Source organism: Yoonia sp. (assembly GCF_036007805.1).
Classification (GTDB): domain Bacteria; phylum Pseudomonadota; class Alphaproteobacteria; order Rhodobacterales; family Rhodobacteraceae; genus Yoonia.
This window is the reverse complement of sequence record NZ_DASYOK010000152.1, coordinates 1-22,616: the sequence shown is the minus strand read 5'-3', so window position 1 is coordinate 22,616 and position 22,616 is coordinate 1. Positions and strand designations below refer to the sequence as shown.

Annotated in this window: 24 protein-coding genes; 19 read left to right on the top strand and 5 right to left on the bottom strand. The window is 57.7% G+C overall.

Annotation, left to right across the window (positions count from 1 at the left end):
- A partial coding sequence (locus VGP75_RS08895; RefSeq protein ID WP_327543317.1) for an ArsR family transcriptional regulator occupies nucleotides 1-228 on the bottom strand: 228 nt, incomplete at its 3' end.
- A 115-nt stretch (nucleotides 229-343) separates the two neighbouring features.
- Entirely contained in the window at nucleotides 344-736 is a 393-nt protein-coding gene (locus tag VGP75_RS08890) for a thioredoxin domain-containing protein (RefSeq protein WP_327543316.1), read from the bottom strand.
- 53 nt (nucleotides 737-789) lie between these two features.
- Between VGP75_RS08890 and VGP75_RS08885 the strand changes: the two genes are divergently transcribed.
- From VGP75_RS08885 to VGP75_RS08820, 14 genes are all read left to right on the top strand, one after another.
- Nucleotides 790-1,527: a cytochrome c biogenesis CcdA family protein gene (locus VGP75_RS08885; RefSeq protein ID WP_327543315.1), complete on the top strand. Its 738-nt coding sequence runs from the start codon at nucleotides 790-792 to the stop codon at nucleotides 1,525-1,527.
- A 14-nt stretch (nucleotides 1,528-1,541) separates the two neighbouring features.
- Nucleotides 1,542-2,108 (top strand): thioredoxin family protein, encoded by a 567-nt coding sequence (locus VGP75_RS08880; RefSeq protein WP_327543318.1) that lies wholly within the window; start codon nucleotides 1,542-1,544, stop codon nucleotides 2,106-2,108.
- A 107-nt stretch (nucleotides 2,109-2,215) separates the two neighbouring features.
- Nucleotides 2,216-2,689 carry a sulfur oxidation c-type cytochrome SoxX gene (soxX, locus tag VGP75_RS08875; protein WP_327543314.1) on the top strand — a complete coding sequence of 158 codons (474 nt, stop codon included), beginning with the start codon at nucleotides 2,216-2,218 and terminating at the stop codon, nucleotides 2,687-2,689.
- 30 nt (nucleotides 2,690-2,719) lie between these two features.
- On the top strand, nucleotides 2,720-3,136 hold the full coding sequence (soxY, locus tag VGP75_RS08870) for a thiosulfate oxidation carrier protein SoxY (protein WP_327543313.1): 417 nt from the start codon (nucleotides 2,720-2,722) through the stop codon (nucleotides 3,134-3,136).
- Between the two features lie 17 nt (nucleotides 3,137-3,153).
- On the top strand, nucleotides 3,154-3,483 hold the full coding sequence (gene soxZ / locus VGP75_RS08865) for a thiosulfate oxidation carrier complex protein SoxZ (protein WP_327543312.1): 330 nt from the start codon (nucleotides 3,154-3,156) through the stop codon (nucleotides 3,481-3,483).
- Between the two features lie 33 nt (nucleotides 3,484-3,516).
- Nucleotides 3,517-4,362 (top strand): sulfur oxidation c-type cytochrome SoxA, encoded by an 846-nt coding sequence (soxA, locus tag VGP75_RS08860; RefSeq protein WP_327543311.1) that lies wholly within the window; start codon nucleotides 3,517-3,519, stop codon nucleotides 4,360-4,362.
- A gap of 102 nt (nucleotides 4,363-4,464) precedes the next feature.
- A complete protein-coding gene (gene soxB / locus VGP75_RS08855; protein ID WP_327543310.1) occupies nucleotides 4,465-6,168 on the top strand; it encodes a thiosulfohydrolase SoxB in 1,704 nt (567 codons plus the stop codon).
- A gap of 14 nt (nucleotides 6,169-6,182) precedes the next feature.
- Nucleotides 6,183-7,457, top strand: coding sequence for a sulfite dehydrogenase (soxC, locus tag VGP75_RS08850; protein WP_327543309.1), 1,275 nt, complete (start codon nucleotides 6,183-6,185; stop codon nucleotides 7,455-7,457).
- Complete coding sequence (locus VGP75_RS08845) at nucleotides 7,441-8,679, top strand: c-type cytochrome (RefSeq protein WP_327543308.1); 1,239 nt, start codon at nucleotides 7,441-7,443, stop codon at nucleotides 8,677-8,679. The genes soxC and VGP75_RS08845 overlap by 17 nt, the downstream gene beginning before the upstream one ends.
- Nucleotides 8,679-9,374: a c-type cytochrome gene (locus tag VGP75_RS08840; RefSeq protein ID WP_327543307.1), complete on the top strand. Its 696-nt coding sequence runs from the start codon at nucleotides 8,679-8,681 to the stop codon at nucleotides 9,372-9,374. The genes VGP75_RS08845 and VGP75_RS08840 overlap by 1 nt, the downstream gene beginning before the upstream one ends.
- 27 nt (nucleotides 9,375-9,401) lie before the next feature.
- The gene (locus VGP75_RS08835; protein ID WP_327543306.1) at nucleotides 9,402-10,664 is read left to right on the top strand and encodes an FCSD flavin-binding domain-containing protein; all 1,263 of its coding nucleotides are present in this window, start codon (nucleotides 9,402-9,404) and stop codon (nucleotides 10,662-10,664) included.
- A gap of 75 nt (nucleotides 10,665-10,739) precedes the next feature.
- The gene (locus VGP75_RS08830) at nucleotides 10,740-11,171 is read left to right on the top strand and encodes a DUF302 domain-containing protein (protein WP_414727791.1); all 432 of its coding nucleotides are present in this window, start codon (nucleotides 10,740-10,742) and stop codon (nucleotides 11,169-11,171) included.
- 8 nt (nucleotides 11,172-11,179) lie between these two features.
- Nucleotides 11,180-12,400: a 5-aminolevulinate synthase gene (gene hemA, locus VGP75_RS08825; RefSeq protein ID WP_327543304.1), complete on the top strand. Its 1,221-nt coding sequence runs from the start codon at nucleotides 11,180-11,182 to the stop codon at nucleotides 12,398-12,400.
- 69 nt (nucleotides 12,401-12,469) lie between these two features.
- Entirely contained in the window at nucleotides 12,470-13,528 is a 1,059-nt protein-coding gene (locus VGP75_RS08820) for a YeeE/YedE family protein (protein WP_327543303.1), read from the top strand.
- A 1-nt stretch (nucleotide 13,529) separates the two neighbouring features.
- Here the strand turns inward: VGP75_RS08820 and VGP75_RS08815 are convergent, their stop codons facing one another.
- The 3 genes from VGP75_RS08815 to VGP75_RS08805 form a co-directional block, all read right to left on the bottom strand.
- Nucleotides 13,530-14,477, bottom strand: coding sequence for an MBL fold metallo-hydrolase (locus tag VGP75_RS08815; RefSeq protein ID WP_327543302.1), 948 nt, complete (start codon nucleotides 14,475-14,477; stop codon nucleotides 13,530-13,532).
- Nucleotides 14,474-15,394: an MBL fold metallo-hydrolase gene (locus tag VGP75_RS08810; RefSeq protein WP_327543301.1), complete on the bottom strand. Its 921-nt coding sequence runs from the start codon at nucleotides 15,392-15,394 to the stop codon at nucleotides 14,474-14,476. The genes VGP75_RS08815 and VGP75_RS08810 overlap by 4 nt, the downstream gene beginning before the upstream one ends.
- A gap of 87 nt (nucleotides 15,395-15,481) precedes the next feature.
- Nucleotides 15,482-16,984 carry a malonate--CoA ligase gene (locus tag VGP75_RS08805; RefSeq protein ID WP_327543300.1) on the bottom strand — a complete coding sequence of 501 codons (1,503 nt, stop codon included), beginning with the start codon at nucleotides 16,982-16,984 and terminating at the stop codon, nucleotides 15,482-15,484.
- Between the two features lie 184 nt (nucleotides 16,985-17,168).
- Between VGP75_RS08805 and VGP75_RS08800 the strand changes: the two genes are divergently transcribed.
- The 5 genes from VGP75_RS08800 to VGP75_RS08780 all read left to right on the top strand — a co-directional run.
- Complete coding sequence (locus tag VGP75_RS08800) at nucleotides 17,169-18,332, top strand: mandelate racemase/muconate lactonizing enzyme family protein (protein ID WP_327543299.1); 1,164 nt, start codon at nucleotides 17,169-17,171, stop codon at nucleotides 18,330-18,332.
- A gap of 344 nt (nucleotides 18,333-18,676) precedes the next feature.
- On the top strand, nucleotides 18,677-19,660 hold the full coding sequence (locus VGP75_RS08795; RefSeq protein ID WP_327543298.1) for a TAXI family TRAP transporter solute-binding subunit: 984 nt from the start codon (nucleotides 18,677-18,679) through the stop codon (nucleotides 19,658-19,660).
- The gene (locus VGP75_RS08790) at nucleotides 19,657-20,142 is read left to right on the top strand and encodes a DUF1850 domain-containing protein (RefSeq protein ID WP_327543297.1); all 486 of its coding nucleotides are present in this window, start codon (nucleotides 19,657-19,659) and stop codon (nucleotides 20,140-20,142) included. Before VGP75_RS08795 ends, VGP75_RS08790 begins: the two co-directional genes overlap by 4 nt.
- Nucleotides 20,139-22,148 (top strand): TRAP transporter permease, encoded by a 2,010-nt coding sequence (locus VGP75_RS08785; RefSeq protein WP_327543296.1) that lies wholly within the window; start codon nucleotides 20,139-20,141, stop codon nucleotides 22,146-22,148. Before VGP75_RS08790 ends, VGP75_RS08785 begins: the two co-directional genes overlap by 4 nt.
- Nucleotides 22,149-22,152: 4 nt before the next feature.
- The coding region (locus VGP75_RS08780) for a PDC sensor domain-containing protein (protein ID WP_526025505.1) at nucleotides 22,153-22,616 on the top strand (464 nt) is incomplete at its 3' end.

Here is a 22,616-nt window from a genome sequence, read left to right as displayed (position 1 = left end):
CCCTTCGAGCCGCAACCGTCCTAGCTGCTGGGACACCGCAGCCTGGCGTGCAGATAGCAGTTCTTCCAATTCGGTAACTGATTTTTCACCTGTTGCCAGATGGCAAAGGATCATCAGGCGGCCTTCGTGACTGATCGCTTTGAGATAATTCGTCGCGATTGTCGCGTTGTCCATCATCTCGTCCAAGCGAGCATCATCAACGTCAGTATCAAAAACCGGAAGTGTCATAAGCCTTGGAGCCTCACGCGAATCTTACTGTTAAAGTCAAATTATCTGCGCCTGTAATTGGGCTTTTACCGTCAAATTACTACCTCCAAGCGCGCCAAAACGGCACTTTTTTGGGCTATTTGTCTGATTTTGCCAGAATTACGCCCTCTCGCTCGAGCATTTGCCCTAAAAGTCCCCAGAAAAAATCATCGCCGGGATAGCCCTCGATCCGGTTTGTTTCGACGCCCTCAACCAGCAGAATAAAGGTCGGCGTGAAATTGATCCGTCGCGCAAGCACGATGTCGGAAGGCATCGGATCAAGCAGATTGACACGGCGCAGCGGGGCGGCCGCCCCTTCGTCTGTCTTGGGGTAGATGGGACCGATTTCTTCGTGCCACCGCGCGCACCACAGACAGCCTGGTTCTTCGGCCATCACCAGCCGCACCTCTGCCCGTGCAGAGGCCGCAGAGATCAGCGTCACTGCAAGCGCAGCAATCGCGAGGCGGATAATAAAACTAGCTTTATTCATAAACATTCAATAATTCTAATATGAATCATGTTTGCAATCAAGGAAAACAACTCATGCTGGACGTAAGCTTTTTTGGTGCTGCGGTCGCTGGGCTGTTGTCGTTCTTTACGCCCTGTGTTTTGCCGATGGTGCCGTTTTACCTTTGCTATATGGCCGGCACATCTATGTCCGAGCTGCGTTCCGATGACGCGATCAGCCCGACTGTGCAGCGCAGGCTGATTGTTTCTGCGGTGTTCTTTGCTTTCGGCGTCACAACCATCTTTGTGCTCTTGGGCATGGGCGCGACCGCGGTCGGACAGGCCTTTGGGATGTGGCGCGATACCTTGCGCTATGTCGCGGCCGGGGTATTGTTGGTCTTTGGCTTGCATTTTCTGGGAGTGATCCGCGTACCGCTGCTTTACCGCGAAGCCAAGATTGAAAGCACGGCCGAACCGACAACGATCATCGGTGCCTATGTTATGGGTTTGGCTTTCGGCTTTGGCTGGACGCCCTGCGTCGGCCCCGCACTGGCGGCGATCCTGATGGTCGCCAGCGGGATGGGTGACATCTGGCGCGGTGGTCTGCTTTTGCTGGTTTACGGCCTTGCGATGACGGCACCTTTCGTTGTCGCGGCGTTTTTCGCCCGCCCGTTCCTGAGCTGGCTTCAGCGCAACCGCAAATACCTCGCGCATGTTGAACGCGTCATGGGTGTGATGCTGATCATCTTTGCTGTGCTGATCGGAACCAATTCGGTCAACTACATCGCCCAGTGGATGATCGAAGTCATGCCCGCATTTACCAACCTCGGATAAAGGAAGTGACCATGATGTTTCGCCGTTTTCTCGCTCTTGCAACGCTTGTTCTGGCTCTCCCGGCTTTCGCCACGCCTTTGGGTGACGACGGTCTGCACAAAGCCGACTGGATGCATGACACCTTCAAGGATCTGCGCGAGGACCTTGCCGAGGCGAATGCCGAAGGCAAGCGCCTGATGGTCATCATTGAGCAGCGCGGTTGCATCTATTGCACCAAAATGCACGAAGAGGTTTTCCCCACACCTGAAATCACTGCGATGCTCAATGACGCATTCTTTGTAATCCAGATCAACATGTTCGGTGATGTCGAAGTGACAGATTTTGACGGGACCACTTTACCCGAAAAGGATATGGTGCGTCGCTGGAATGCCCTGTTTACGCCCACAATGATGTTTTTCCCGCAGGATGTGGAAGAGGGACAAATTGCAAGCCAGGCGGCTGTAGCCGTGATGCCCGGGGCCTTTGGGCGCTGGACTACGTTGAACTTGCTCAACTGGATCAATGATGAAGGCTATCTTGGTGATGAACCCTTCCAGAAATACCATGCAAGGATCATTCAGGAGCAGGGAATAACTGAATAAAATCATATGTTTGAGCATAAACATTCAAATAAATGATTTTGTTGTTGCGATTCTAACAATCTGTAGTCTACGGTATACGAAACACATTTGTGATCCAGGGAGGGACCATGAAGCAGATACTAAGCGCAGGTGTCGCGATTGCCTTAGCGACCGTAGGCTTTGCTGAAGGTGTGACGCCCGATAGCGTCGTTTACAGCGAGTATGGTGAAGTCGAAGTGTCCCTGTCCGGTCAACCGGGTGATGCGGCGGCAGGTCTCGAAATCATGGTTTCACGTGGTAAGGGCAATTGCATTGCATGCCATCAGGTGACCGCTCTGGAAGAGTACCCGTTTCACGGAGAAGTTGGCCCAACGCTTGATGGTGTGGGCGAATACCGTACCGCAGCCGAGCTTCGTGGCATCGTTGCAAATGCGAAGATGACCTATGACGGCACAATCATGCCGGCGTTCTACCAGACAAGCGGGTTTTACCGCCCGGGCAATGCTTTCACTGGGAAAGCTGCGGAAGGCGAACTGTCCCCGCTGCTGACCGCTCAGGAAATCGAAGATGTGGTCGCATATCTTCTGACACTTAAAGACTGATCTGCCACTGGCAGACCGAGAGGAGATCTTATGAAACTTACACGTAGACATACGCTTATGATGGCGTTTGGTTCCGCGGTTGCCGCTGTTATGCCGTTTCGTGCATTCGCTGCGGTCGAGGATAATATCGCAGCGTTTACCGGCGGGGCTGCTGTCGGCAGCGAGGGCATCACGTTGATTGCCCCTGAAATCGCCGAGAACGGCAACACTGTGCCAATCGAAGTGAATGCGCCGGGTGCCGAGGCGATCATCGTCTTTGCCGCAGGCAATCCGACACCTTCGGTTGCGACATTCAATTTCGGTCCAATGGCCGCATCCCAATCTGCCGCGACACGTATTCGTCTGGCAGGCACGCAGGATGTCGTTGCGATCGCCCGTATGCCTGACGGCAGCTTTGTCCAAGCACGTCAGGAAGTAAAAGTGACCATTGGCGGCTGCGGCGGCTGAGTGAGGAAAGAAAACAAATGGCAGATAATGTAACACCCCGCGTTCGCGTCCCCCGTGATGCCACCGCTGGCGAAGAAATCACCATCAAGACACTGATCAGCCATCCGATGGAGTCTGGTCAGCGCAAAGATGGCGACGGCAACCTGATCCCGCGCTCGATCATCAACCGTTTCACATGCACGTTCAACGGCGAGACTGTGATTGATGTCACTTTGGAACCAGCGATTTCAACGAACCCGTATTTCGAGTTTCAGGCCATCGTGCCAGCGACGGGGACGTTTGAATTCACTTGGTATGACGATGATGGCGCCGTCTACACCGACAGCAAAGACATTACCGTCGGGTAACCGCGGAACACACGCCAGGGAGGGCCGATGTCCATGAAATCACTGTTTAAGGGCGGGATAACCGCGATAGCACTTCTTTCCGCTTTCGCGGCAAACGCGGACGAAGAGGCTGATCTGATCATCAATGAAGAGATCGAGATCACAGTCCGGACCGATGCGCCAGCGCATGTTGAAAACCTGAGTACGATCTATTCGGGTTGGGTGTTTCGCTCGACGGAAACACAAGCTTTGCAGATGGATGATTTCGAAAACCCCGGCATGATCTTTGTCGATGATGCGATCGAAGCGTGGAACACCGCAGAAGGCACAGAAGGTCAATCCTGTGCGGCCTGTCACGGTGCGCCGGAAGAAATGGCCGGCGTGCGCGCTGTCTACCCCAAATGGAACGACGAAGCCGAAGAAGTGCGTACAATTGCGATGCAGGTCAACGGCTGCCGGACAGAACAGATGGGGGCCGACGAGTGGAAATACGATGGGAACGAGATGCTGAACATGGAGGCGCTCTTGGCGTCTGTGTCACGCGGCATCCCTGTGAATGTGGCCATCGACGGCCCCGTTCAGGCGATGTGGGAAAAGGGCCGTGAACTCTACTATACACGGTTCGGCCAGCTCGATCTGTCTTGCGCCAATTGCCACGAAGACAACTATGGCAACAACATCCGTGCAGATCACCTGAGCCAAGGCCAGACCAACGGGTTTCCAACCTATCGTCTGAAGAACGCCAAGCTGAACGGTGTGCAGGGTCGCTTCCGCGGATGTATTCGTGACACCCGTGCGGAAACCTACGCAGTCGGTTCCGAAGAGTTCATCGCGCTGGAACTTTACGTGGCTTCACGCGGCAACGGCCTCTCGGTCGAAGGCCCGTCCGTCAGAAACTAATCCTCCCTGAACTGCCCGCTTCAACCAGTTTGAGGCGGGCATTTTCAAACCAAATATATTCACAAATTAGAATATGATAGCACAAGAGGCTCGATAACTCACATGATCTCACGTCGCGATTTTCTGCAGGCCAGCATGGCGGCTTCGGCGATTGTCGGAGCGTCGGGCTTTGGCAATTGGGGTAAACTGGCAGCGCAGCAAGCGTTGAGCCAAAACGATCTGCTTCAGTTTGACACCTTCGGGAATGTTTCACTGATCCACATCACTGACATTCATGCCCAGTTGAAGCCGATCTGGTTCCGCGAGCCTGAAATCAATCTTGGCGTTGGGTCCAACAAAGGGGCGGTGCCACACATCACCGGTGCTGACTTCCGCAGGCTCTACGGCATCGAAGACGGCAGCGCGTCGCATTACGCGCTCAGCTATGATGATTTTACCGCCCTCGGTCAGGCCTATGGCAAGATGGGCGGCATGGACCGTGTCGCCACTGTGATCAACAGCATCCGCGCGGACCGGCCCGATGCGTTGTTGCTGGATGGCGGCGATACATGGCACGGCTCTTACACCTGCTACAAAACCGAAGGGCAGGATGTCGTGAACATCATGAACCTGCTCAAGCCCGATGCGATGACCTTCCACTGGGAATTCACGCTTGGTTCTGACCGCGTGCGCGATATCGTGGCTGATTTGCCCTTTGCCGCGCTGGGCCAGAATATCTTTGACGCCGAATGGGATGAACCCGCCGAGGATTTCGCCCCCTACAAGTTCTACGAGAGTGGCGGCGTGAAAATTGCAGTCATCGGGCAGGCCTTCCCCTATATGCCCATCGCCAACCCCGGCTGGATGTTCCCTGAATACTCGTTCGGCATCCGTGACCAGCGCATGCAGGAAATGGTCGACGAGGTGCGCGGGCAGGGTGCGGAACTGGTTGTCTGCCTGTCCCATAACGGTTTCGATGTAGACAAGAAGATGGCCGAGCGGGTCACAGGAATTGATGTGATCCTCGCAGGTCACACCCATGACGCGCTACCGGAACCTGTTTTGGTCGGTGAGACGATTGTAGTGGCCTCTGGCTCTAACGGAAAATTCGTCAGCCGCGTTGATCTTGATGTGCGCGATGGCCGGATGATGGGCTTCCGTCACAAATTGATCCCGATCTTCTCGGATGTGATTGAACCTGATGCCGAGGTCGCCGCCGCCATTGACGCGGAACGCGCGCCCTTCCTGGATGAATTGACCGAAGTTATCGGCAAGACGGCCGATGACACGCTGCTCTACCGCCGCGGCAACTTTAACGGGTCATGGGATGATCTGATCTGCGATGCTCTGATCCAAGAGCGTGACGCCGATATCTCGATGTCACCCGGTGTGCGCTGGGGCCCGTCGATCATGCCGGGGCAGGACATTACCCGAGAGGATATCTGGAACGTAACGTCCATGACCTATCCGAACGCTTATCGCACTGAAATGACAGGTGAATTTATTCATGTCATCATGGAAGATGTGGCCGACAACCTGTTCAACACAGACCCTTACTATCAGCAGGGCGGTGACATGGTCCGCGTGGGCGGCATGGGCTACAGCATTGATGTGAGCAAACCCATCGGACAGCGCGTCACGGACATGACACTGCTGAAAACCGGTGAGGCGATTGATCCCGCCAAGACCTATGTGGTCGCAGGCTGGGCCTCGGTCAATGAAGGCACCGAAGGTCCACCGATCTGGGATGTCGTTGAAAACCATATTCGCAATTTGGGCACCGTTCAGGTGACACCGAACACAAGCGTCAAAGTCTCTGGCGCATAAGGAGAAAACAGGAAATGGATGAGCTCTTCAAACCGTCCAGACGCACGTTTTTGCGCGGAAGTGCTGCGATTGCGGCTGGTACTGTCGCAGGTCAGGCGGCGGCGCAGGATGGCCCCGACCCCAAGATCACGGAATTGCAGGACTGGGCGTCCTATACAGGTGTTGGTGTTGACGAAACGCCCTACGGCCTGCCGATCAGCTTTGAAAGCGATGTGGTCCGCCGGAACGTGGAGTGGCTGACCGCCTCGCCGATTTCGTCGATCAACTTTACGCCGATCCATGCGCTCGACGGGACAATCACGCCACAAGGTTGCGCGTTCGAGCGCCACCACTCAGGCGCGATCGAACTATCGAAAGACGACTACCGCCTGATGATCAACGGTCTGGTCGACCGACCCCTGATTTTCACCTACGCCGATCTGGAACGTCTGCCGCGTGAAAATCATGTCTATTTCTGCGAATGTGCCGCGAATACCGGCATGGAGTGGGCAGGGGCGCAGTTGAACGGTGCCCAGTTCACCCATGGTATGATCCATAACATGGAATACACCGGCGTGCCGTTGCGGACGCTGCTGCGTGAAGCAGGTCTCGATGTCGCGGGCGATCTGGCGGATAAGTGGGTCTATGTGGAAGGCGCTGATGCCTCATCCAATGGCCGTTCCATCCCGATGGAGAAGGCGCTGGATGACGTGCTGGTGGCGTTCAAAGCCAATGGCGAAGCGCTGCGCATGGAGCATGGCTATCCTGTGCGCTTGGTCGTTCCCGGTTGGGAAGGCAACATGTGGGTCAAATGGCTGCGCCGCGTCGAAGTGACAGATATGGCCGTTGGCAGCCGCGAAGAAACGTCCAAATACACCGATGTCTACGAGAACGGCATCGCGCGCAAATGGACATGGGTCATGGATGCGAAATCCGTGATCACCTCACCAAGCCCTCAAATGCCGATCACGCACGGGCAGGGCCCGCTTGTGATTTCCGGCCTTGCATGGTCCGGCCATGGGCAGATCACCCGTGTTGATGTCTCCAAAGACGGGGGCATCACATGGGAAACAGCACGACTTGGCAAGCAGGGCGATACCAAAGCCCTGACCCGCTTCTATCTGGACACCGACTGGGACGGCAGCCCGATGCTCTTGCAATCGCGCGCCATCGACGAGACCGGCTATGTCCAGCCGACAAAAGACCAGTTGCGCGAAAAGCGTGGCGATAACGCGGTCTATCACAACAACTGCATCCAAACCTGGTTTGTAAACGAAGAAGGGGTCGCCGAGAATGTCGAAGTCTCTTAATCTTTTCGTCCCCGCAATCGGTGGCACCGCGCTTTTGCTGGGGCTTGCCTATGGCATTTCCTCGCGTGAATACGGGGCCGCGACGATCGACTCGCTCGAAGCGCGCGTGCAGCAGATCGAGGCAAACGCCGCACAGGCAACCGCCGAAGCGCAGGCTGCAGCCGCAGAAGCGGCGCGGCTGTTGCAAGAACGTGAAGAGCTCGCGGCTCTGGCAGCTGTCAGCGGCGCAAGCCTGACCGCACCGGCACCAGTCATCGAAGGCACCTACGGTTTGGGCCGTGTGGCTTTTGATGAAGAAATCGCCGCATGGGATGTCGATGTCCTGCCTGATGGGCGGGGCCTGCCGGAAGGCCGTGGTGACGTCTATACCGGAGAAGAGGTCTTTGTTGACAAATGCGCCTCGTGCCATGGCGATTTTGCCGAAGGTGTTGGCAACTGGCCTGTACTTGCGGGTGGTTTTGATACTTTGGCTGACGCCGATCCTGTCAAGACCATGGGATCCTTCTGGCCTCACCTTTCAACAGCATGGGACTACATCAACCGGTCGATGCCATTTGGTGAAGCGGGCACGCTGACGCCGGATGAAACCTATGCGATCGTGGCCTATCTTTTGTATTCCAACAACATGGTCGATGACGACTTTGAGCTCAGCCATGAAAACTTCTTGGACGTCGAGATGTATAATGCCGATGGCTTTGTTTTCGATGACCGGCCCGAGCTTGAGTATGCTGAATGGCGCACCGAACCTTGCATGGAGAACTGCAAGGATGGTGTCGAGATCACGATGCGCGCGACTTTCCTTGACGTTACACCGGACGAAGAGGTGGAAGCCGCAGTCACCGCGCCCGCAACCGAGGCCACTCCGGCGGTTGCTGTTGCCGAAGATGCGGGCGGGATTGATCCGGCCCTGATTGCTGCCGGTGAAGGTGCATTCCGCCAGTGCCAGACCTGTCATCAGGTCGGCGAGGGCGCGCGAAACCGCACGGGTCCTGTCTTGAATGGCATGATCGGGCAGACAATCGGGGCGGTTGACGGGTTCCGCTACTCCGGTGTCTTCGAGCAAGCGAAGGCCGCGGGTGAGGTTTGGACTGCGGAAAGCCTTGCTGCGTTCCTGGCTGATCCACGCGGGACAATGGCCGGCACAAAGATGGCGTTCCGCGGTGTCGGGGACGAAGGTGAAGTTGCGGCACTGATCGCCTATCTCGAGAGCTTTGCGGACTGATGCGTCGCCACCTTCTGCTACTTGCCTTTATGGGCGCCGCCAGCCACGGCATTGCCGAAGTTGGCGGTGACCCCGAACGGGGCGAAGAACTCTTTCGCCAATGCAGCAGTTGCCATCAGGTCGGGCAAGGGGCGGTTGACCGGATCGGTCCCCAACTGAACCATATCTTTGATCGCGCTGCGGGCGAGGCCGAGGGTTTTCGGTATTCGGCGGGTTTTGAACGTGCCGCCGCGGGCGGGCTGGTCTGGACCTATGACACGCTCGACAGCTTTATTGAAAATCCCAGAGTGCTGGTGTCCAGTACGCGGATGAGCTTTCGCGGTATCGCCGACCAGCAAGATCGCGATGATTTGTTGGCCTATCTGCGCCTGTTCTCGTCCAGCCCGGCAAACATTCCAGAGGCCGCACCGACAGCGGCTGCAGTGGATCACGCGGTGGCCCCCGCGGTCCTCGCTATCGTTGGCGATCCGGCATATGGCGAATACCTGTCCGGCGAATGCACTGCGTGCCATCAGGCAAGCGGTGCCGCGACAGGTATTCCATCCATTACCAACTGGCCGACAGATGACTTTGTCGTCGCCATGCATGCTTACAAGGAAGGCGTGCGGGCTCACCCCGTCATGCAGATGATGGCGGGGCGTTTATCAGACGAGGAGATTGCCGCCTTGGCGGCTTATTTCGAAAGCATCCAATAACGGGTGCACCATTGGGAGGAAATAAATATGACATTCAGCAGAAGGACGTTTCTGGGAACGGCGGCTGTGACAGCGGGTTTGCTGGCTGCACCGATGGTGCGTGCGCAGGGTAAACCCCGCGTTGTCGTGATCGGCGGCGGTGCCGGCGGTGCGACCGCCGCGCGCTATCTCGCCAAGGACAGTCAGGGCGCGCTCGACGTCACTTTGGTCGAGCCGACACGCACCTATCACACCTGCTTCTTTTCCAACCTCTACTTGGGCGGGTTCCGCGATATTGGGTCGCTCGGTCACGGTTATGGCACGCTTGCGTCGGACTATGGCATCAACGTCATTCACGACTGGGCCGTTGGTGTTGACCGTGACGCCAAGACTGTCACCCTCGCCGGTGGGAGCAGCCTGCCTTATGACCGTCTGATCCTGTCACCCGGCATTGATTTCGTGGACGGTGCCGTTGAAGGCTGGGATGTGTCTGCACAAACCGCGATGCCACATGCCTATAAAGGCGGGACCCAAGCCGAACTCCTGAAGGCGCAGATCATGGCAATGCCGCAGGGCGGTACATTTGCGATGGTTGCACCGCCGAACCCGTACCGCTGCCCCCCCGGCCCGTATGAGCGGATTTCGATGGTGGCGCACCTGTTGAAAGAGACCAACCCGACAGCAAAGATCCTGCTTGCCGATCCGAAAGAGAGTTTCTCCAAACAGGGTTTGTTCGAGGAAGGCTGGAACCGGCACTATGCCGGCATGGTCGAGCGGATCGGGCCGGACTTTGGCGGGGCCAATGTGTCGGTTGATCCGCAGGCGATGACCCTGACGATTGACGGTGACGTCAACGACGTCGATGTCTGCAACGTGATCCCCGCGATGAAGGCAGGCCGCATTGCCGAGATCGCAGGCATCACCGATGGCAATTGGGCGCCGGTCAATGCCGCTGATATGTCCTCCAAGATGGACCCGAACATCCACGTTCTGGGTGATGCTGCCGCACAGGGCGACATGCCGAAATCGGGCTTCTCGGCCAACAGCCAAGCCAAGGTTTGCGCCAATGCGGTGCGCGGTGCTTTGACCGGATCAACCGTGTTCCCGGCACGCTTTGCAAACACCTGCTGGTCTTTGATCGACACCAACGACGGTGTGAAAGTCGGTGCGACATATGAAGCGACCGACGAAAAGATCGCGAAGGTCGACGGCTTTGTCAGTGCGACCGGCGAAAGTGATGAACTGCGCGCGGCCACCTATCAGGAATCGATCGGCTGGTACGACGGGATCGTCGCCGACATGTTCGGATAATCACCTGTCGGGCCTTGATGTTTGTCAGGGTCCGACAAAACGACACTGCTAGGATAGGGACATGGAGGACGTATGATGAAAAATATACTGATCGGCGCAATTTTGACCCTCGCTGCGACACAAGTTGTCGCACAAGAGGCGGTCACTTACCCTTTTGACGGCAGCTTTGACGATGCCACTTTTGCCGTCGAGAATGCCATCATCGGCAAAGGGCTGGTGATCGACTACGTCAGCCACACCGGCGAGATGCTTGCACGGACTGCCGAAGACGTTGGCAGTGAAAAAATGCTCTTTGAGGGGGCGGATATTTTCTTGTTCTGCTCTGCCCAACTCTCGCGCGAGGTGATGGAGGCGGACCCTATGAATATCGCGCATTGCCCCTATGGCATTTTCGTCGCCACGCTGGAAGGCGAGGTCCTGGTGGGATATCGCATCTATCCTGACGGCGAGATGCAAAAGGTCCAGATGCTCTTGGATGAGATCGTACAGGAAGCGGTTGGCGGATAAGGATAACGATGAATTACGACGGATATTTCGCGACAGCACTTGCGCAGTTGCAGGATGAAGGCAACTACCGTGTCTTTGCTAACCTCGAACGCCATCGCGGGAATTTCCCGCAGGCGACCAACCACGGTGCGCAAACCAGCAATGTGACCATATGGTGCTCGAACGACTATCTGGGCATGGGGCAGCACCCTGATGTGCTGTCCGCCATGCATGAGGCGCTGGATACGGTTGGCGCAGGCGCAGGCGGGACGCGGAATATCTCAGGCACGACCCATAACCATGTGTTGCTGGAGGCCGAACTGGCCGATTTGCACAACAAGGAAGCGGCCCTGCTCTTCACCAGCGGCTATGTGTCCAACTGGGCAGCACTTGGCACGCTTGCTGCGAAAATTCCCGATTGTCTGGTGCTGTCTGATGCGCTCAACCATGCCAGCATGATTGAAGGCATCCGTCACTCGAAGGCAGAGCGCCAGATTTGGCGGCACAATGATCTGGACCACCTTGAGCAATTACTGGCCGCCCAGCCGCTTGAGCGGGCAAAACTGATTGCCTTTGAAAGCGTCTATTCCATGGATGGCGATATCGCACCCATCGCCGAGATTTGTGATCTGGCCGAGAAGTACAACGCCATGACCTATCTGGACGAGGTGCATGCCGTGGGCCTTTATGGCCCCCGCGGCGGCGGGATCGCCGAACGTGAGGGTCTGATGGACCGTATCACGGTCATTGAGGGAACGCTGGGCAAAGCTTTCGGCGTGATGGGCGGCTATATCGCGGCCTCGGCTGATCTGTGCGACTTTGTCCGCTCTTTTGCCAGCGGGTTTATTTTTACCACAGCCCTTCCGCCTGCTGTTGCCGCCGGTGCTGCCGCCTCGATCCGGCATCTGAAATCCAGTGCGGCGGAACGTGCGGCCCAGAAAGAAAAAGTCGCCGAAGTCCGCGCGCGACTGGATGCGATTGGCATTCCGCATATCGACAACCCCAGCCACATCATTCCGGTGATGGTGGGCGATCCGGTGAAATGCAAATACCTGTCCGATATTCTGATGCGCGATTATGGCATCTACATCCAGCCGATCAATTATCCGACCGTGCCCAAAGGGACCGAGCGTTTGCGGATCACCCCGTCACCGGTGCATTCAGCCGCCGATATTGACCGCCTCGTCGGTGCCTTGGAAACCCTTTGGACCCAGTGTCAGCTGGCACGCCTGCCAATGGCTGCTCAGTAGGTTTGACTTGCATCAAAGCGCCCCGCGCCCTGCGTTGGTACAGCCAAGATCAATGGATGGGGCCAAGGTATGCTTGAAAATCTGATCGAAACTTACGGTGAAGGGGCCATCCTGATGGCCGTGGGCGGATTGGTGGGGGTGCTGTTTGGTGCCACAGCACAGCATTCGCGGTTTTGCCTGCGCGCGGCCACGGTTGAAGTGGCCGAAGGCAAACTGGGCCCGCGTCTTTCCATTTGGCTGATTGCGTTTTCTGCCGGAGTTTTGGCGGTCCAGACCCTGATTGTACTTGGCTGGCTTGATGTGACGCAAAGCCGTCAACTGGCCACGACAGGCAGCATGTCAGGTGCCATCATTGGCGGGCTGATGTTTGGCGTCGGCATGATTCTTGCGCGCGGCTGCGCCAGCCGGTTGCTGGTCTTGTCGGCTACGGGAAACCTGCGGGCCATTGTCACCGGACTGGTGCTGACGCTGGTGGCGCAATCCGCGCTGCGCGGCGCGCTAGCACCGGCGCGTGAACAGCTGGCATCGCTTTGGGTGGTGCCGGGTGGGGCGATGCGCAGTCTGCTGTCGCAGACTGGTTTGACATCAACACTGGCGGCATTGATCGCGGCGGCGGCTTTGGGCGCGGCGCTTGTGCTCAGCCACCGCCAGAAGGTGAAAACCAGCCACGCAGTGGCCGCTGTCGGTGTCGGGCTTGCGGTGGCACTCGGGTGGCTTGGGACCTATGCGGTTGCCATGCATTCCTTCGAGGTTGTGGCCATATCCTCGGTCACGTTCACGGGCCCGTCGACAGATACGCTTATGGGGCTGGTCAATAGCACCGAACTGCCGCTTGGCTTTGGTATCGGGCTTGTGCCCGGGGTATTTCTCGGTGCAGGTGCCATGGCTTTGGCGACGCATGAGGCACGTATCCAGCGCTTTGGCCCTGATAGCCCGATGGAGGTCTATCTGGTTGGGGCCGCCCTGATGGGTTTTGGCAGTATGCTGGCGGGCGGCTGTGCGGTTGGTGCAGGCATGTCCGGCGGGGCCATTTTCGCGCTGACAGCTTGGGTTGCGGTGGGCGCCATGTGGGTAGGGGCGATGGTCACGCAACGTGTGCTGCACCGCCCCTCACTGGTCATCGCGTGATCTACTCGAATTCCATCTGCTCATAGACACGTCCGGCATTCTTGGTCGCCAGTTCCTCGAATGTGTCCAGATGGGCATAGGGCGATTGATCGACGTAGTAAGCCTCGGCAAGCCCGCCACCGGCCTCAAGATGTTCGGCAATCTTGCCGCGCAGATATTCCAGATAGCCTTTGGTATAAAGGCGCACCTGATCCATGTTGGTCGGATGCCCGTGCCCGGGGATCACATAGGTCGCATTCAGGGGCTCGAACGCGGTGTCCCACGTGTCCAGCCAGTCCAGCGTATTTGTGTCGTCAAAGAGCGGCAGCATCCGTTCGTGGAAGGCGATATCGCCCGCGATCACAAGCTCTTGGTTCGGCAGCCAGACGACAACATCCCCTGCGCTGTGTGAGGGCCCAAGATAGCGGACTTCGATGCGGTAATCGCCAAGTTCGACGATATAGTCATCGCTGAAGGTCTCGGTTGGGCCCTGCAGAAATGTGCCTGCGGCCTTGTCCTTGTTCAGCGATTGCATGGCTTCGAGAATCTGAAAACCGCGGTCTTCGAATTCGGCGGCGGCGTCCTCATGGGCAATGATCGGCACGCCCTGTTCGGCCCAATAGGAATTGCCCAGCATCGCATGGCCCTGGCCGTTTTCATTGACCACCAGAACCACAGGCTCATCTGTGCGCGCCTTGATTTCGTCGTGCAAGGCCGCAGCCAGCACATAGGCACCACCGCCGTTGATCACGACGACACCTTCGCCTGTGACGATAAAGCTGAGGTTATTGTTGTGGCCGCTGTTTTCATAGGTCGGTGGGGCAGTGGCCCCGATGGCGCTGAAGACACCGGGGATAAATTCAACCGGTGCGCTGTAGAGAGCGGAACCGGGATATTGATCCGCGATGTTTTCGTTTGCTTGCGCGGTTGTTGCAAGAACGGCCAATACCGGAAGAATGCAACGTATCATGTCTCTTCACCGACAAAGACAAAGCCATCTCCGCGCCGTTCCGCACGGCCCAAACCGCCATCCGGCAGGTGGAACCCGATCAGGCGCATTTGCGATGTGCTGAGCTGGTCAAGCAAGCCAAGGCGCGTCTGCATGGCCAGTTCAGGATCCTGATCCGACCCCGAGAGCCACGCCGGTTTCTCGAAGGCGATATGATGGTTCACGATGCTATCACCAAGGATCATGATGTTTTCACTGCCCATCTGTACCTCGAACGCCATATGACCGGGGGTATGGCCGGGGGTCATGCGCGACAGAACGCCGGGCAGAATTTCCTGATCATCCTCAAAGAGGTTGATTTGCTCGGCCAGCAGCTCAAGGCGGCTTTGGGCCCCTACAGCAAAGGTCACACGGCCCTCGTCGATGGTGGAGACGGTGTCGGGATCGGTCCAGTAATCCCATTCGACGCGTCCCATGTGATAGGTCGCGTCAGGGAACATCAGATCGCCGAAATCATCCCGCACCCCCCAAAGATGGTCGGGGTGGGCATGGGTAAAGACCACATCGGTGACGTCAAAAATATCAACGCCCAAGGTATCGAAAGCATCCAGCAACTTCCCGGCGCTGGGCATGAATTCCTGCCCCGCACCCGCATCAAACAGGATCGTGCGGTCACCGCTGCGTAAAAGTGTGAGGTTGCAATCGGGTGTCATGCTGTCGCCTGTGATGCCATAGCGGGCCAGCAGATCATCAACACCTTCCGGCGGTGTGCCTCCGAAAGCAAAGCTTTTCGGCAGGACAAGATTGCCGTCGCTCAGCGTGTTCAGCGTGCGGTCATCCGCCTGTAGCGTTGTTTGCGCCCAAACGGGCTGGGTCAAAGCGGCCGCCAAGCTTGCGCTTGCCCCGCCTTGAATGACTTTTCTGCGTGTCAGTTTCATGGCTCACCTACATATTCTAATATTTGAATGATAAGGCATGAAGGACGTGATTGAAATAATTTTCTTGCGCGTGGCGCGGCTACAAAATCACGCTGTCCCAAGATCGCGGTACATCTCGCGCAGGATGTTTTTCTGGACTTTGCCCATTGTGTTGCGGGGCAGGGCGTCGGTGATGATGTATCGCTTCGGGTGCTTGAAACGTGCAAGTTGCGGCGTGGCCGCTGCGGCGATGTCATCAGTCGTCAGGGTGTGATCGTCCAACACGATTGCTGCCAGCACGGTTTCCCCAAAGTCAGGATGGGCCACGCCGAAAACAGCGCTCTCGACAACGCCGTCAATATCATTGAGCACGTCTTCGATTTCCTTGGGGTAGATGTTGTACCCCCCTGAAATGATCAGATCCTTCTGCCGTCCAACGATCGTGATACGCCCGTCATCCGATTTGACACCCAGATCACCTGTTATGAAAAAACCGTTCTCGCGCAGCTCTTCGGCGGTTTTTTCAGGCATGTTCCAATAGCCCTGAAAAACATTGTCGCCGCGCACCTCGATCATTCCGATTTCATCTGGTCCAACCGGCTGCCCGTCATTGGTGATTTCAACTTCTGTCCCGGGCAGGGCGTAGCCGACTGTGCCTGCCAGCCTTTCGCCGTCATAGGGGTTTGAGGTAATCATGTTGGTTTCGGTCATCCCGTAGCGTTCAAGAATACGGTGGCCGGTTTTGCTTTCAAACGCGGTATGGGTTTCTGCCAGCAGCGGCGCAGAGCCTGATATGAAAAGCCGCATATTCGCGACCAGATCGTGGGTCAGCCGCGTGTCCGCAAGTAAGCGGGTGTAAAAGGTAGGCACACCCATCAGTAGCGTGGATGCGGGTAGTTCGGCAATAATTGCGTCGATATCAAAGCCGGCCATGAACCGGACCTGCGCGCCGGCCAATAATGCGGTGTTCAGCGCCACAAAAAGCCCATGGGTGTGAAAGATCGGCAGCGCATGGATCAGGCGGTCCGCGCTGGTGATCCGCCAAAGGTCTGTCAGGGTTCGGGCGTTCGATAACAGGTTTTTGTGCGACATCATCGCACCCTTTGACCGGCCTGTGGTGCCGGATGTGTAAAGCAGTGCGGCCAGATCATCGGGGCCGCGCGGCACCGTCGCAAAGGTTCCCTCGCAGGTATTGGCCGCCGTGGAAAGGGATCCTGTGCCGTCTGTAGCAAGGGTCAATACCTGCGTATCACCGCCACAGATTGTGGACATCGCGGCAGCATTGCCTGCATCGCACACGACCATGCGCGGGGCCGCATCGGTGATGAAATAGGCGACCTCGCTTTGCGTATAGGCTGTGTTCAGCGGTAAATAGACTGCCCCTGTTTGTACGGCAGCACCGTAAAGGGCGATCGTGTCCATGATCTTGGGGGCCTGTACGACAATCCGGTCACCCGGGTTTACGCCTGCATCCGCCAGCACCTGCGCCAACTGTCCGACGCGCCGCACAAAGCTGTGGTAACTGACCTGTGTCCCGTCATCCAGCGTCAGAAATGTGGCGTCGTTTTCTGCATGGCGTGCAAAGAGTGCATCATAGAGCGTATTGGTCACGATCAGGTTCCCGTCTTGTCGTTTTTGTCACGGATCCTTGTTGGGCGCAGCAGGGCGTCTGTGCAAGATATATTGCTGCCCGCGCCTTGTTGTACCTTTTCTGGTGTTGGATATTGTCAGGTGTGATCCGCCAAGATACGCGTTGACGGCCACAGGGCGACAAATTGTTGAAAAGGAAAAGCCAATGCGCATCGTCGATATCTGCGAAGTGACCAAGCCGATCGCCTCTCCGATCCGGAACGCTTATATTGATTTCAGCAAAATGACAGCGAGTCTGGTGGCCGTGGTCACCGATGTCGTCAGGGACGGCCGCCGCGTTATCGGTTACGGCTTTAATTCCAATGGTCGCTATGGTCAGGGCGGTCTGATCCGTGAACGTTTCAGGGATCGTATCCTTGAAGCGGACCCTGCATCGCTGATCAATGAGGCGGGTGACAATCTGGACGGTCATAAAATCTGGGCCGCGATGATGCAGAACGAAAAACCGGGCGGGCATGGCGAGCGTTCGGTTGCTGTCGGTACGATTGATATGGCTGTTTGGGATGCCATTGCGAAGATCGCGGAAAAGCCGCTTTACCAACTGCTCGCCGAGGGGAAGGGCGTCGCAGCAAACCGTCGCGTCTTTGTCTATGCGGCGGGCGGCTATTACTATCCGGGCAAAGACGACACGGCGCTGCGGCAAGAGATGCGGGGCTATCTGGATCGCGGCTATAACGTGGTCAAGATGAAGATCGGTGGCGCCACGATTGACGAAGACCAGCGGCGCATCGAGGCTGTGTTGGCCGAAATCGGCTCAGAAGCGCAACTGGCCGTCGACGCAAATGGCCGCTTTGATCTCGAGACTGCCATCGCCTATGCCAAGATGCTGCGCAACTATCCGCTGTTCTGGTACGAGGAGATCGGCGATCCCCTCGATTATCAGCTTCAGGCCGCGATGGCAGAGTTCTATCCCGGTCCGATGGCGACGGGCGAAAACCTGTTCTCGCATCAGGACGCGCGAAATCTGATCCGCTATGGAGGGATGCGCCCTGACCGCGATTGGCTGCAGTTCGATTGCGCGCTGTCATACGGGTTGGTTGAATATCTGCGGACGCTTGATGTGCTGGAAGCGGCGGGGTGGTCGCCGTCACGTTGTATCCCGCACGGAGGGCACCAGATGTCACTCAACATCGCGGCGGGTCTTGGGCTGGGTGGCAACGAGAGCTACCCTGATCTGTTCCAGCCCTATGGCGGGTTTCCGGATTCCGTCAGCGTTGAAGACGGCCATATCATCATGCCCGAACTGCCGGGCATCGGTTTTGAGGGGAAATCCGACCTGATCAAGGTCATGCGCGAATTGGCCGAGTAAGCGGATCAGGCAACGATCAGCCAAGCGATCTCGGATTTTCGTCACATTTGATAGTCACTTTCAGTGTACGTAACGTCTGCGCGTCACGTCCGCCCTTCGCGTTGAGACTTCGCAGGGATCGTCGGCACAGGCCTGCCATGAATACAGGCGTGTTCCGCTTTCCCAGTGCAACCGCCGCGCGGTCTGGCGGGAATTTGCGTCAGGTCTGGCAATGTCTTGCCATAAATTTTTGCGAAATTCCCGAAAAAGGAGTCCCATTTCCCGCGCAATTGCGCCACCCTTGGTCCGACCCGAAACGATCCGGGCCAAACTTATGGGCGTAAAGCCCGATCTGGGAGGATTACATGTTTAAAGAAGTATTGCGCAGGCCTGTTGGCCTGCTTGGCGCAGCTGTTGTTGCATTGAGCTTTGGTGCGCCCGCGGTGGCGCAAGAGCAGCTTTCAATCGCGACCGGTGGCACCGGTGGCGTCTATTACCCCATGGGTGGCGGACTTGCCGAGATCATCAACAACCATATCGACGGCTATGCCGCTGCGGCCGAGGTCACAGGCGCGTCGGTCGAGAATATGGGTCTGATCGCGACGGGCGATGCGGATCTGGCCATCGGTCTGGCCGATACTGTGTCACAAGCCTACACAGGCACAGGCCGCTTCGAGGGCCAGCAACTGCCGATGGTTCGCGGCCTTGCGTCGCTCTACGCCAACGTGATCCATATCGTGGCACTGGACGGTTCGGGCATCACCTCGCTTGACGATCTGCGCGGCAAGCGCGTGTCGATCGGCGCGCCCGGTTCTGGCACCGAAGTGAACGCAAATGCGATCCTCGAGGCCAACGGCATCAGCTATGACGATATCGACGAGCAGCGTCTGAACTTCAACGAAACGGCCGATGCGCTGGCCAACGGCGATATCGACGCAGGTTTCTGGTCAGTCGGCGCGCCGACATCGTCGATCCTGAACCTTGCGACGACGCAGGACATCACGATCCTTGCGCTGACACAGGCCGAGCTGGACGCAGCGATGGCGGCAGACAGCACCTTCGCGACCACAACACTTGCCGGTGGCAGCTATAACGGTGTGGACGAAGACATCGCCGTGCTGGGTATTCCGAACGTGCTGACCGTGTCGTCTGAAATGTCCGATGACCTTGCCTACAGCATCACCAAGGCAATGTTCGAGAACATTGCGGACTTGCAGGCCGTACACCCTGCCGCGAATGAGACAACGATTGATTTCACCATTGCTGCGACACCTGTGCCGCTGCACCCTGGTGCGATCCGCTACTATGAAGAAGTCGGTGTGACCATTCCGGATGACTTGCGCCCATGATTGGGCCGATTTGGGAAGGGGGAGGCAAAGTCCTCCCCCTTCTCATTCTACTGCTGCTGCCGGTCTCGGCCGGGGCTGAAGCGCTTGTTGCGACCCGTGAAGATGGCACCGAGATTGCCCGTTTTGATGTGCCGGAAGGCAGCGAATGGTGTGTGCTCTGGAACCACTCTGTCAAAGGGTTTCCCGTGTCCGATTGTTATGAGAACCAGGCAGGCCGGATGGTGTTGATGCATGCGCATCTGCCTGATTTTGCGGCAGGGCTGGATCACATTCCGGGGCGCGGGCGGCAGGTGACGGACGGGCAGGGTGGCTATTTCATTCTCGATATCAACGAACCGGTGCCGGGGAACGCCTATGTCCTGCGTCCCGGTGCAGGCCAGGTTGATCATCGCCTGGCAGTGGGAGATGCCGTTGTGTCCCTCTCTGCGGTTGCGCCGCGCGAACGCGTGCGGATCGCTCTTTTAGGAAGTACGGATCAATGACGACAACACCCGCAGACAACCCGATCCATGCGCCGCAACCACGCTTTGTGGTGGGCGCCATCACGGTCATCGGGATCGCGCTGTCGCTCTTTCAGCTTTACGCCGCAGGCGTGCAGCCGCTGGGCCTGTTTTTTCAGCGGCCCATTCATCTCGGGTTTGTGCTGGTCTTGTGTTTCCTGATCTATCCCGCCTTTGGGCGCAACAAGGCGCGCGGTCCTTTGGGATGGACCATTGATGGCATGCTGATCGTGCTCAGCATTGCTGCGGGGGCTTGGGTGCCCGTGAATATCGACATCATCGCCAACCAGATTTTCCCGCGCGATATCGACGTGTGGATGGGTGTTGTCACGATTATCGTTGTGCTTGAAGCCGCCCGCCGCGCTGTGGGCCTTGGCATGACGCTGATCGGTGTCTTCTTTATCGCCTATGCTTTCGCAGGCAGCCGTGGCGAACTGCCGTTCCTTGCCGACTGGATGCCCGGTATCCTGAACCATCGCGGCTATTCGCTTGATCGTGTCGCGAGCCAGATGACACTCGGAGCCGAGGGGATTTTCGGTATTCCGTTGGGCGTGGCGGCGACTTTCGTGTTCATCTTCGTGCTGTTCGGGGCCTTCCTAGAGGTCACAGGCGCGGGCAAATTCTTTATTGATCTGGCCTATGCCGCCGCTGGCAAACAGCGTGGCGGCCCTGCCAAAGCTGCCGTTATCGCGAGTGCGGGTATGGGCTCGATCTCGGGTTCGGCTATCGCCAATGTTGTGACAACAGGGGCTTTCACCATACCGCTGATGAAGAGACTGGGCTACCGCCCGGCACAGGCCGGCGGGATCGAAGCCGCGGCCTCGACCGGCGGACAGATCATGCCGCCGCTGATGGGCGCAGGCGCCTTCCTGATGAGCGAATTCACCCGCGTACCTTACGTTGATATCGTACTGGTCTCGATCTTCCCTGCGGTCCTCTATTTCGGCACGGTTTACCTGCTGGTGCATATTGCCGCCGTCAAGCAGGGCATGACCGGCCTGACAGCAGAAGAATTGCCAAGCGTGCGCAAGGTACTGGCCGAAGGCTGGCACTTCCTGTTGCCGCTTGTCGCTTTGGTGATGCTGCTTGTGGCGGGGTATTCGCCGATGCGCGTCGGGTTCTATGCGATACTGTCGATCATGGCGGCAGCTTCGGCGCGGGCGCTTTGGGAATTTGCCGCTGCCAAACCGACGGCTGAGGGTTTTGTCGCCCTGTGCAAACGCGGTGTCATCATGACGCTGGCTGCGCTGGAACTGGGCGCGCGCAATGCTGTTGCCGTGTCCGTGGCCTGTGCGGTGGCCGGTATCATCGTGGGGGTTGTCGGTCTGACTGGTCTGGGGCTGAAATTCTCGGCCATGATGATTGCTTTCTCGGGTGGCAATATCGTGCTGGCGCTGATCCTTGTGCTCTTGGCCAGCCTTGTGCTGGGCATGGGCCTGCCGGTGACAGCGGCTTATATCGTGCTGATCATCCTTGTTGGCCCTGCACTGACAGAACAATTCGGCATCCCGCTCTTGATCGCGCATCTTGTGGTTTTCTGGTATTCGCAGGACAGTAACGTCACACCGCCCGTCGCATTGGCCGGTTTTGCCGGTGCCGCGATTGCGGGGTCAAAGCCGATGGAGACAAGTATTCAGGCATGGAAATACGCCAAGGGCCTTTATCTGATCCCGCTGTTCATGGTGTTCAACGAGGAAATCATCCTTGGCGGGCCATTGCCGCTTGTGCTTTGGAGCGGCGCCATCGCGATCCTTGGCCTGGCAGCCTTTGCCGCCATCTTGGAGGGGTTCCTGTGGCGCCCGATGCCGGTCTGGATGCGGGTTCTGCTTTTGCCGGGTGTGGTAGGGCTGTTCTGGCCGTCTCTGACAGTCGAGATTGCGGCGGCGGTGCTGATTGTTCTGTTGCTTGCCATGAACTGGTCGGAGGCGCGCCGTGACAAAGCCCGCGTCGATGGTCCGGCAGCGCCACAGAGCGCCATGGACGGCTAGCACCATGGCGCTGGTCCGTCCGCTTTTCCTTGCGGGGCTTGCCGCCGTGCTGGTCTGGGTGGTCGCGCAGAACCTTGTCTTGGGCCTCGCGCGTACCGAGCTGGACCAGACGCTACTTTTGACAAAACGCGCCGTCGAGGCCGAGGTCGAGCGGTTGCGCTCCTTGCCTGCCGTCGCCGCCGAGGATGTGCGCGTGCGCGATGCGCTGGCCGGCACCGGTTCGTTGGAGGCGGCCAACAGCTATCTGGAAACGGTGGCGGTGCATGCGCAGGCGGGCGAGCTGTTCCTGATCGACGCCGAGGGGGAAACCATTGCGGCCTCGAACTGGAACCGTGCGGGCAGTTTTGTGGGCGAGAACTACGGCTTTCGCCCCTATTTTCAGGAGGCAATGGCAACAGGCCAAGGGCAATTCTATGCGATCGGTGTCACCACCGGTGTGCCGGGGTACTTTTTGTCGACGCGGATTGA

Excerpts from the sequence above, each read along its gene's own strand:
- VGP75_RS08800 (WP_327543299.1), top strand. The coding sequence starts at position 17,169 with ATGCGCATCGTCGATATCTGCGAAGTGACCAAGCCGATCGCCTCTCCG.
- VGP75_RS08785 (WP_327543296.1), top strand. The coding sequence starts at position 20,139 with ATGACGACAACACCCGCAGACAACCCGATCCATGCGCCGCAACCACGC.
- VGP75_RS08845 (WP_327543308.1), top strand. The coding sequence starts at position 7,441 with ATGTCGAAGTCTCTTAATCTTTTCGTCCCCGCAATCGGTGGCACCGCG.
- soxA (WP_327543311.1), top strand. The coding sequence starts at position 3,517 with ATGAAATCACTGTTTAAGGGCGGGATAACCGCGATAGCACTTCTTTCC.
- VGP75_RS08810 (WP_327543301.1), bottom strand. The coding sequence starts at position 15,394 with ATGAAACTGACACGCAGAAAAGTCATTCAAGGCGGGGCAAGCGCAAGC.
- VGP75_RS08835 (WP_327543306.1), top strand. The coding sequence starts at position 9,402 with ATGACATTCAGCAGAAGGACGTTTCTGGGAACGGCGGCTGTGACAGCG.
- soxX (WP_327543314.1), top strand. The coding sequence starts at position 2,216 with ATGAAGCAGATACTAAGCGCAGGTGTCGCGATTGCCTTAGCGACCGTA.
- VGP75_RS08890 (WP_327543316.1), bottom strand. The coding sequence starts at position 736 with ATGAATAAAGCTAGTTTTATTATCCGCCTCGCGATTGCTGCGCTTGCA.
- VGP75_RS08820 (WP_327543303.1), top strand. The coding sequence starts at position 12,470 with ATGCTTGAAAATCTGATCGAAACTTACGGTGAAGGGGCCATCCTGATG.
- VGP75_RS08795 (WP_327543298.1), top strand. The coding sequence starts at position 18,677 with ATGTTTAAAGAAGTATTGCGCAGGCCTGTTGGCCTGCTTGGCGCAGCT.
- VGP75_RS08880 (WP_327543318.1), top strand. The coding sequence starts at position 1,542 with ATGTTTCGCCGTTTTCTCGCTCTTGCAACGCTTGTTCTGGCTCTCCCG.
- hemA (WP_327543304.1), top strand. The coding sequence starts at position 11,180 with ATGAATTACGACGGATATTTCGCGACAGCACTTGCGCAGTTGCAGGAT.
- VGP75_RS08790 (WP_327543297.1), top strand. The coding sequence starts at position 19,657 with ATGATTGGGCCGATTTGGGAAGGGGGAGGCAAAGTCCTCCCCCTTCTC.
- VGP75_RS08840 (WP_327543307.1), top strand. The coding sequence starts at position 8,679 with ATGCGTCGCCACCTTCTGCTACTTGCCTTTATGGGCGCCGCCAGCCAC.
- VGP75_RS08815 (WP_327543302.1), bottom strand. The coding sequence starts at position 14,477 with ATGATACGTTGCATTCTTCCGGTATTGGCCGTTCTTGCAACAACCGCG.
- soxZ (WP_327543312.1), top strand. The coding sequence starts at position 3,154 with ATGGCAGATAATGTAACACCCCGCGTTCGCGTCCCCCGTGATGCCACC.
- soxC (WP_327543309.1), top strand. The coding sequence starts at position 6,183 with ATGGATGAGCTCTTCAAACCGTCCAGACGCACGTTTTTGCGCGGAAGT.
- soxB (WP_327543310.1), top strand. The coding sequence starts at position 4,465 with ATGATCTCACGTCGCGATTTTCTGCAGGCCAGCATGGCGGCTTCGGCG.
- soxY (WP_327543313.1), top strand. The coding sequence starts at position 2,720 with ATGAAACTTACACGTAGACATACGCTTATGATGGCGTTTGGTTCCGCG.
- VGP75_RS08830 (WP_414727791.1), top strand. The coding sequence starts at position 10,740 with ATGAAAAATATACTGATCGGCGCAATTTTGACCCTCGCTGCGACACAA.
- VGP75_RS08885 (WP_327543315.1), top strand. The coding sequence starts at position 790 with ATGCTGGACGTAAGCTTTTTTGGTGCTGCGGTCGCTGGGCTGTTGTCG.